Source organism: Cupriavidus sp. HMR-1 (assembly GCF_000319775.1).
GTDB classification, from domain to species: domain Bacteria; phylum Pseudomonadota; class Gammaproteobacteria; order Burkholderiales; family Burkholderiaceae; genus Cupriavidus; species Cupriavidus metallidurans.
The window spans coordinates 1-7,313 of sequence record NZ_ANKP01000270.1; the positions used below are offsets into that span (position 1 = coordinate 1).

The following is a 7,313-nucleotide window of genomic DNA, read 5'->3' on the forward strand; positions in this document are numbered from 1 at the left end:
ACGCGTGGCGTGACACCCACGCTGCCCGGCAAGCAGTTGCCGTAGGCGCCGCGGGGGGGGGCGGCGCCGGGCGGATCAGTGGCTTGCGGCCCCGACGGCGCCAATGCCGGTCTCGGAACGCAGTTCCTGTGCTTCGAAGCCGGCCCGGTCGATACGTGCCCGGGGCGACCTGTCGGTGATCGAGAAGAACCAGATGCCGACGAAGCCGATCGTCATCGAGAACAGCGCCGGAGACGTGTACGGGAACGGCGCATCCTTGAAGTGGAACACGTCGACCCACACCGCCTGCGACAGGACGGTCAGAATCACGGCCGACAGCAGGCCGAGGAAGCCGCCCACCATCGCGCCGCGCGTAGTGCAGTTCTTCCACAGCACCGACATGAACAGCACCGGGAAGTTGGCCGATGCCGCCACGGCGAACGCCAGCGACACCATGAACGCGATGTTCTGCTTCTCGAAGACGATGCCGAGCACCACGGCGATGATGCCCAGGATGATTGTGGTGATGCGCGACACGCGCAGTTCCATCGAACTGGTTGCCTTGCCGTGCATGAAGACCGTGGAGTACAGGTCGTGCGACACCGCCGACGCGCCGGCCAGCGTGAGGCCGGCTACCACGGCCAGGATTGTCGCGAACGCCACCGCCGAGATGAACCCGAGGAACACGTTGCCGCCCACTGCGGTGGCCAGGTGAACGGCCGCCATGTTGAGGCCGCCGAGCAGCTTGCCGCTACCGTCCTGGAACGTCGGGTTGGTGCTCACCAGCACGATGGCGCCGAAGCCGATGATGAACGTCAGGATGTAGAAGTAGCCGATCCACGTGGTGGCCCAGAACACGGACTTGCGCGCTTCCTTGGCGTTGGGCACGGTGAAGAATCGCATCAGGACGTGCGGCAGGCCGGCCGTGCCGAACATTAGCGCGATGCCGAACGAGATCGCAGAAATCGGGTCCTTGATGAATGTTCCCGGGCCCATGATCGCGTCCTTCTTGGCATGGACTTCAACGGCCTTGGCGAACAGTGCCTCGGGGCTGAAGTGGAACTGCGCCATGACCATGAAGGCCATGAACGATGCGCCGCCCAGCAGCAGGCCAGCCTTGATGATCTGCACCCAGGTGGTTGCCGTCATGCCGCCGAACAGCACGTACACCATCATCAGCGCGCCGACGATCACCACCGCGATCCAGTACTCGAGCCCGAACAGCAGCTTGATCAGTTGCCCGGCGCCCACCATCTGCGCGATCAGGTAGAACGCCACCACCACCAGCGTGCCCGATGCCGCGAACGCGCGGATCGGGCCCTGCTTGAAGCGGTAGGCGGCCACATCGGCAAAGGTGAAGCGGCCGAGGTTGCGCAGGCGCTCCGCCATCAGGAACGTGATGATCGGCCAGCCGACCAGGAAGCCGATCGAATAGATCAGGCCGTCGTAGCCGTTTGCGAACACGGCGGCGGAAATGCCGAGGAACGATGCTGCCGACATGTAGTCGCCAGCGATGGCCAGGCCGTTCTGGAAGCCGGTGATGCCACCACCGCCCGTATAGAACGCCGCCGCGGACGTGGTCCGCTTGGCCGCCCATTTGGTGATGAACAGCGTGCCGATGACGAACACGACGAACATGCCGATGGCCGTCCAGTTGGTGGGCTGTTTGACGGCCTGCCCAAGATCACCACCCGCGGCCAACGCGGCCGTCGACAACAGCAGGGCGCCGCCTGCGGCGATAACGTGATGCGTTTTCATGCGACCTCCCGCTTGATCTGCTCGGTGAGCTCGTCATAAGTGCTGTTGGCATGGCGCACGTAGAGCCCCGTGATGACGACGGTGAAGACGATCACGAACAGCCCGATCGGCATGCCCCATGTCGTCACGCCGTCTCCGACCTTCGTGGCCATCAGGTCCTTGTCGAAGGCAATCAGCAGCACGTAGCCGTAATACACCACGAGCATGACGAGCGTGAGTATCCAGCCAAGCCGAGAGCGCTTGTGGACGAGTTGTTGATACCGTGGGTTGGTCTTCAGTCTTTCGACCAGATCGTCATTCATCTCTGTCTCCTGCGTACTTGTGCGCTTTGCATGGCCGAGTGCCGCCCGCGCGCCACGCCAGCGGGGCGCGCAATATGAGCGTCATCAGGGAACCATGCCGACAAGGTACGGTGTTCGGCTTACCTGCTTCTTACACGGGTCAGAGAAATGCCCGGGGGTAAACGCGAAGTGGTGCGTCGGGACGGGCTTGGGGCGTCACGGCATTGCGTGCTGCCGCGCGCAGGAGAACTAGAACGAGACGGTGAGATTCGTCATGACCACCTGCTCGGACGAGCCGGGATTGAACCAGTAGCAGCCGACCGTCACGTTCTTGAACGTGAGTTGCACCAGGCCGCCACGCTGGAACTCACGATCGCCGCCGTAGATCCGCGTCCGTTGCATCACGAAGCCAAGCCGCAGCCAATCGACCGGACGATACCCAAGCTCGCTCCAGGCATAGAGATAACTTGGCGTTTGCGTGCCGGAGCCGGTCAGGTACTCGGCTTCGATGTAGTAGTCGAACTTGTACGCGGCGAGACTCGCCTCCAGCCCTGGAATCACGCCGTGGATGCTTCCCATGGCGAAGCCGATGATCGGCGTCACCTTGTAGGTGAATGTTTCACCGCCGGCGAAGGACCAGCCGACGAAGGCCGATTGCGCGTGCATGGCCTCGTAGTTGGCACGCGCTTCGAGATGCAGCTTGTCGCGCTCCGCGATCGCGATGGCGGACAGGTAACTCTGCTCCTGACGCGGCATGTTCCAGTAGCCGGCGAGCGAGAAATTCCAGGTGGGTGGCTGCGCTTCCTGCGATGCGTTGGCCACAGGCGCGGCAGCTTCCTGCGCGTGCGCGCTGGATACGGCCAGCGCGATACCCAATGCGGCGACCGGGTGGCGCATTTCATCCCCCCAGAGCGATGACGGCCATCGTCAGGGCGACACCGAGCGCAGTCATGCCAAGGCCGGTGGCCCAGCCATTGAATCCTGCGTGGCGACCGAGCGCCATGCCGCCTGCGAACAGCATGATGAGGGTCAGGATGCGGGAAACGATCAGGGCCGTCGACACATCGCTCAGCAACACGAATGGCAGCGCGACGGGAAACGTGGACAGCACGACGATGAAGAAGATGCGGATCGACCCCAGCACGTCGCGGGTATTGAGCTTCGCCCGCTCAGGGAGTTCTACGGCACTGGCCATCCGCTGACGCAACATGTCGATCTCCGCGTCACTCAGCAGCAACTGCGCGCTGGGTGACAGCGCGGTGCGGATGGCACGCACGGCCTCGGTTGCGGTTGGCGCCTCCCGGGCGGCCGTTGCGACCTTGAATCGCATCCCGCGATCCGCCAGGGTACGTACCAGGAACATGATCGCGTCGACGAGCCCCCAGGCCAGATTGCAGCCCAGCGCCGTGACGAGCATCGTGTGGCCCGCGTCGGCCCCGGAAGGCTGGGAGGGCGCGGAAGTTGCCGAAGAAACCGCGCCGACGAACGTCAGGGCCATGAACAGCCCAAAGCACATCTCCGCGACACGATCGACGACATTAAGGGCTGGATCGCGCCCTTCGTCCGCCTGCTCCATCGCATCGGACTCCGATTGGCTTCCTGGCATGGCGGTTCACCTGGCGAGTTAGTTGGAGTGGTTCGAGATGGGTGCCGGGCGGATGGCAATGTTCAGGACTGCGGCTCTACTGGCCGTCGCACGCCAGGCTCGATGCGCCCGTGTCCTTGAAGGTCACCACCACCTTGCTGTCCTTGGCGATGGTGATGGTCTGGCCATAGCTCACGGTCGGCATGAAGGCGATATCCGGCGCGACGGCCACGGGCGGATTCCGCGCGCCGTCGACACTCAGCGCCAGTTCGACGCGATAGGTATCCACCGCCACGCCCTGGCCCTGTGCCTTCTGCGCGAACTTCTGTTTGAAGGCGCACAGGTCGGTGGTGATCTTTTCCAGCGCGGTGGAGATATCGACGGGTTTGCCGGGCGGGATTGGCGCGGTATTGCAGGCCGCCAGCCAGCAGGGGCCCAGCACTGCAATCAAGGCGGTACGCATCAATGGCTTCAAGATGTTCTCCTGCGAAGCGGCTGTCCGTTGTGCTCGATCCACTTTATCCCTGCCGCTGTATGGTCTCCATTGGTCCAAAGCCCTAGGGACCAATGGAAACCAGCCGGATGCTCAGAACTGATGGCGCATGCCGACCATGACGCCCACGCGTGTGGTGCTGTCGATGTCGGTCACCGGCGTGCCAGCCCAATACTCGGTTTCGCGGCCGACGGTGCCGCCGCGCGCGTAGACGACATCGGCCTCCACGTACAGGCTGGTGCGCTTGGAGAGCGCGTAGTCGCCGACCAGGGCGACGCTGTCGGCGTTGCCGCTGCCCAGCAGGATGGGCGTCTCCTGGAACTGCGTGGTCACGGCCCCGCGTTGCTGGTAGCGGTAATAGGCGCCAGACAGATGCAGCGCAGGGGTGAGCTGATAGCCGAGGCCGATGAACGAGGTGGCGAATGAGGCATCGCTGGCTGTTTCACGACGTCCCATGTGGCCCAGGTAGGCCGTGGCCTTGCCAAACGCGTAGGACCCGCCCACCGAGTAATTGCGGATCGTGTTCGCGCCATCGGTGCTGCTGCGCTGGTCGTAGGCCACGCCCAGCGCCAGCGGTCCCTGCTGGTATTTCACGCCGCCGCCGAGCGTGGTGCCACGGCTCTGGTTGCCGGGTTGCTCGCCCGCGCCGTAGTCGAGCTGGACGGAGAACGGGCCGATCGTGTTTTGATAGACCACGCTGTTGTTGATGCGGTAGTCCTGGAAGAAGATGTCGCCGCCGACGTACAGCGGGTCGGACCAAAAGTTGCCCCAGCCCTGATCGAGCGGATTGAACGCCCAGCCGATGTTGTTGAGCGCGTTGTACTGGCGCCCGAAGGTCAGACTGCCCCAGTTGCCGGAGAGACCGGCCCAGGCCTGGCGCCCGAAAAATGCGTTGTAGGCCGCGCGGCCATCGTCGCTGCCGATGCCGGCCTCGAGCTGGAAGATGGCCCTGTTGCCGCCCCCAAGGTCCTCGGAGCCCCGCAGGCCGAAGCGGCTGCCTACCATGCCGCCCGATACGAGCGCGACCTGGTCATGATGCCGACCGTCGAGGTTCGAGGTATAGCGCACCGCCGAACTGACGATGCCATACAGGTTCACACCGGATTCGGCGTAGGTGGTGCCGGGCACGACGGTGGCGGCAAGCAGCCAGAGGCTGGCTGACTTCTTCATGGATTGTCCTCCGGAATTCGGTCCCGCCCGGCGCATGAGCGCGTCCAGGGGCAGACCGGTCAGGCAGTTGCCTGGGGGGTTCCAGTCCCGCGCGGCGGTCCCGTCAGGGCGCGCGGGGCGTTATCCAGACCGTGCGCGGCAAAAGGCGCGTAGGCCCGGATCGAGGGTCGAAGCGGCAGGCAAAGCCTGGAGGGGGCGCAAGCCGGACCGCTCGTTGGCAGGTTCGGGCAGGCTGGTGGGGCGGGCGCGAGGGCCCAGGGATGTGTTCGCCGGATACCCACTTCGACGTTCGTGACGGCGGCTCGTGTGCGGATAAAGACATGCACGATGGGCCGCGTCCGGCGTGGCGAACGATGCGTAGTTTACTGCATTCGCTCCGACGCCCCGAAATGCGCGTCTTTTGACGCACGTCCCTTTCTGACCGGCCGGTTCTCGCAATAGACTGAAAGCGGCCACATGCGGCGTGCGTCGCGCCGCCCGGCGTTCATCCAATCAGCGAGCCCCTATCCATGTCACTGCCCCATCTTTCGTCTGGCCAGACCGCGAGCGTCCTGCCGCTCGGCACGGACCTGGCGCAAACGCCGAGTAGCGCGCTGTTCAAGGCCCCCCACCTCGAAGTTGCCCGGCTCGTCATGCTGGCCGGCAAGCGGCTGCCACAGCACGCGGTACCCGGCCCGGTCACGATTCAATGTCTCGAAGGCGAAATCGAGGTAACGCTCGGTAGCGTTGCCCAACGGCTTCGACACGGCGATCTGCTCTACCTCGCCGGCGGGGAGCCGCACGACGTGGCGGCGCTCAGCGATGCCTCGCTGCTGTTGACGATCGTGCTGCTGAATCACGACTGACACACGACTGACAAGAGGATCCGATGGGTATCAGCAGATGGTTCAGGCGGCGCGGGACCGAGGCATCCGGTGGTGGCGCCAGAGGCGGACGTGACGTAGACGACACGATCGAGCGCATGACGGCGTTGAATCCGCGCCTGCGGCTGGCCACGCGCTACCAGCAGAGGCTGGCGCCCGAGACCGCCGCCGCACTCGAATACGTCAGGGGGCTGGTGGCCCAACTGCCCGCCGTTCATGAGGCATGCGCGGCCGACTGGTCGACGGATGCCTGCATCCATGCCTGCTTTGCGACGGCGGACGACGTGTCCCGCGCGCTGAACGGGGCCACGACGCTGCGCAAGTTCTTCGACAACAACCTGGCGGCCGATGAGGCGTACGCGGTGCTCGGCATGACCATAGTGGAGCGCCACACGCTCGGCGTAGCCACGGAAGGCGATACCGTGCGCTCCGATGTGCCGCAGACGACATTCAGCTTCAGCGATCATCAACTCACGATGTGCGAGCCGACCGAAGCCGCGCTGCGCGAGGAGATCGTGCGCCGGATGCTCGACCAACTGGCGATCCAGGGGATGGCGCGCATTGCCAGCCGGCTGACGAAGCGCGATGCGCTCAAGCAAGAGATCGCACTGCTCAAGACGCGGCAGCGCCTGCTCGAGTCGCAAGGCAAGGGGATGGGCGCGGTAGTGGGCGGCGCGGTGGAACCGGCAATCGGTGAGGTGGCGAAACTGGACGCCGAAATCGCGCGCAACGATGCCGAACTGGCTAAGCTGTCCGAGGCCACCGGCACGCTCGATCGCCAACTGGACATCCTGATCAAGGTGATCGGAGATGTCAGGCAATTGCTGCGGGTGGATTACCGGCACGTGCGGCTGAGCCGCATGAATGTCCTGCTGACGAATGATGATGTGGGTGGCGATGACGTCGAGCTAGGATCGGCGACCATCCCCGGTGACCCGCCGCTGGTCCGGGCGTTCATGCTGGTGCGGGTGAAGCGCAGTGCGATAGTCCCGGTGCGCAATATGCTGGACGAAGCGGAGCGCTTCCTCTAAGAGACGCTATCAAAATGATTCTGGCGTCGTTGCGCGGCCTTGCCGTACCTGGTGTACTGTCTGCGGCCGCGCCCTTGCAGGGCGCGCATGTGCTCGCAGGCACATGCCGTTCCGCAGGCGGCTCGCATACGAGCCGAAACCCCTGCTTCACCC

At 64.6% G+C, this 7,313-nt stretch carries 8 protein-coding genes; 2 read left to right on the top strand and 6 right to left on the bottom strand.

Going from position 1 to position 7,313, the window contains the following annotated elements; genetic code table 11:
* Window positions 1–75: 75 nt before the first annotated feature.
* The 6 genes from D769_RS29335 to D769_RS29360 form a co-directional block, all read right to left on the bottom strand.
* A complete protein-coding gene (locus tag D769_RS29335; RefSeq protein ID WP_008652202.1) occupies window positions 76–1,737 on the bottom strand; it encodes a cation acetate symporter in 1,662 nt (553 codons plus the stop codon).
* Complete coding sequence (locus D769_RS29340; protein ID WP_008652203.1) at window positions 1,734–2,039, bottom strand: DUF485 domain-containing protein; 306 nt, start codon at window positions 2,037–2,039, stop codon at window positions 1,734–1,736. Before D769_RS29340 ends, D769_RS29335 begins: the two co-directional genes overlap by 4 nt.
* A gap of 228 nt (window positions 2,040–2,267) precedes the next feature.
* On the bottom strand, window positions 2,268–2,915 hold the full coding sequence (locus tag D769_RS29345; RefSeq protein WP_008652204.1) for a hypothetical protein: 648 nt from the start codon (window positions 2,913–2,915) through the stop codon (window positions 2,268–2,270).
* 1 nt (window position 2,916) lies between these two features.
* Window positions 2,917–3,624, bottom strand: coding sequence for a hypothetical protein (locus D769_RS29350; RefSeq protein ID WP_152415109.1), 708 nt, complete (start codon window positions 3,622–3,624; stop codon window positions 2,917–2,919).
* 76 nt (window positions 3,625–3,700) lie between these two features.
* Window positions 3,701–4,066 carry a hypothetical protein gene (locus D769_RS29355; RefSeq protein ID WP_008652207.1) on the bottom strand — a complete coding sequence of 122 codons (366 nt, stop codon included), beginning with the start codon at window positions 4,064–4,066 and terminating at the stop codon, window positions 3,701–3,703.
* A 123-nt stretch (window positions 4,067–4,189) separates the two neighbouring features.
* Entirely contained in the window at window positions 4,190–5,266 is a 1,077-nt protein-coding gene (locus D769_RS29360; protein ID WP_008652209.1) for a porin, read from the bottom strand.
* Window positions 5,267–5,775: 509 nt separating this feature from the next.
* Between D769_RS29360 and D769_RS29365 the strand changes: the two genes are divergently transcribed.
* Together D769_RS29365 and D769_RS29370 are read left to right on the top strand one after the other, a co-directional pair.
* Window positions 5,776–6,111: a cupin domain-containing protein gene (locus tag D769_RS29365; RefSeq protein ID WP_008652211.1), complete on the top strand. Its 336-nt coding sequence runs from the start codon at window positions 5,776–5,778 to the stop codon at window positions 6,109–6,111.
* A gap of 23 nt (window positions 6,112–6,134) precedes the next feature.
* Window positions 6,135–7,160, top strand: a complete 1,026-nt coding sequence (locus D769_RS29370) for a hypothetical protein (protein ID WP_008652213.1) — start codon at window positions 6,135–6,137, stop codon at window positions 7,158–7,160.
* The last annotated feature ends 153 nt before the right edge of the window (window positions 7,161–7,313 follow it).

Excerpts from the sequence above, each read along its gene's own strand:
- D769_RS29335 (WP_008652202.1), bottom strand. The coding sequence starts at position 1,737 with ATGAAAACGCATCACGTTATCGCCGCAGGCGGCGCCCTGCTGTTGTCG.
- D769_RS29340 (WP_008652203.1), bottom strand. The coding sequence starts at position 2,039 with ATGAATGACGATCTGGTCGAAAGACTGAAGACCAACCCACGGTATCAA.
- D769_RS29345 (WP_008652204.1), bottom strand. The coding sequence starts at position 2,915 with ATGCGCCACCCGGTCGCCGCATTGGGTATCGCGCTGGCCGTATCCAGC.
- D769_RS29350 (WP_152415109.1), bottom strand. The coding sequence starts at position 3,624 with ATGCCAGGAAGCCAATCGGAGTCCGATGCGATGGAGCAGGCGGACGAA.
- D769_RS29355 (WP_008652207.1), bottom strand. The coding sequence starts at position 4,066 with ATGCGTACCGCCTTGATTGCAGTGCTGGGCCCCTGCTGGCTGGCGGCC.
- D769_RS29360 (WP_008652209.1), bottom strand. The coding sequence starts at position 5,266 with ATGAAGAAGTCAGCCAGCCTCTGGCTGCTTGCCGCCACCGTCGTGCCC.
- D769_RS29365 (WP_008652211.1), top strand. The coding sequence starts at position 5,776 with ATGTCACTGCCCCATCTTTCGTCTGGCCAGACCGCGAGCGTCCTGCCG.
- D769_RS29370 (WP_008652213.1), top strand. The coding sequence starts at position 6,135 with ATGGGTATCAGCAGATGGTTCAGGCGGCGCGGGACCGAGGCATCCGGT.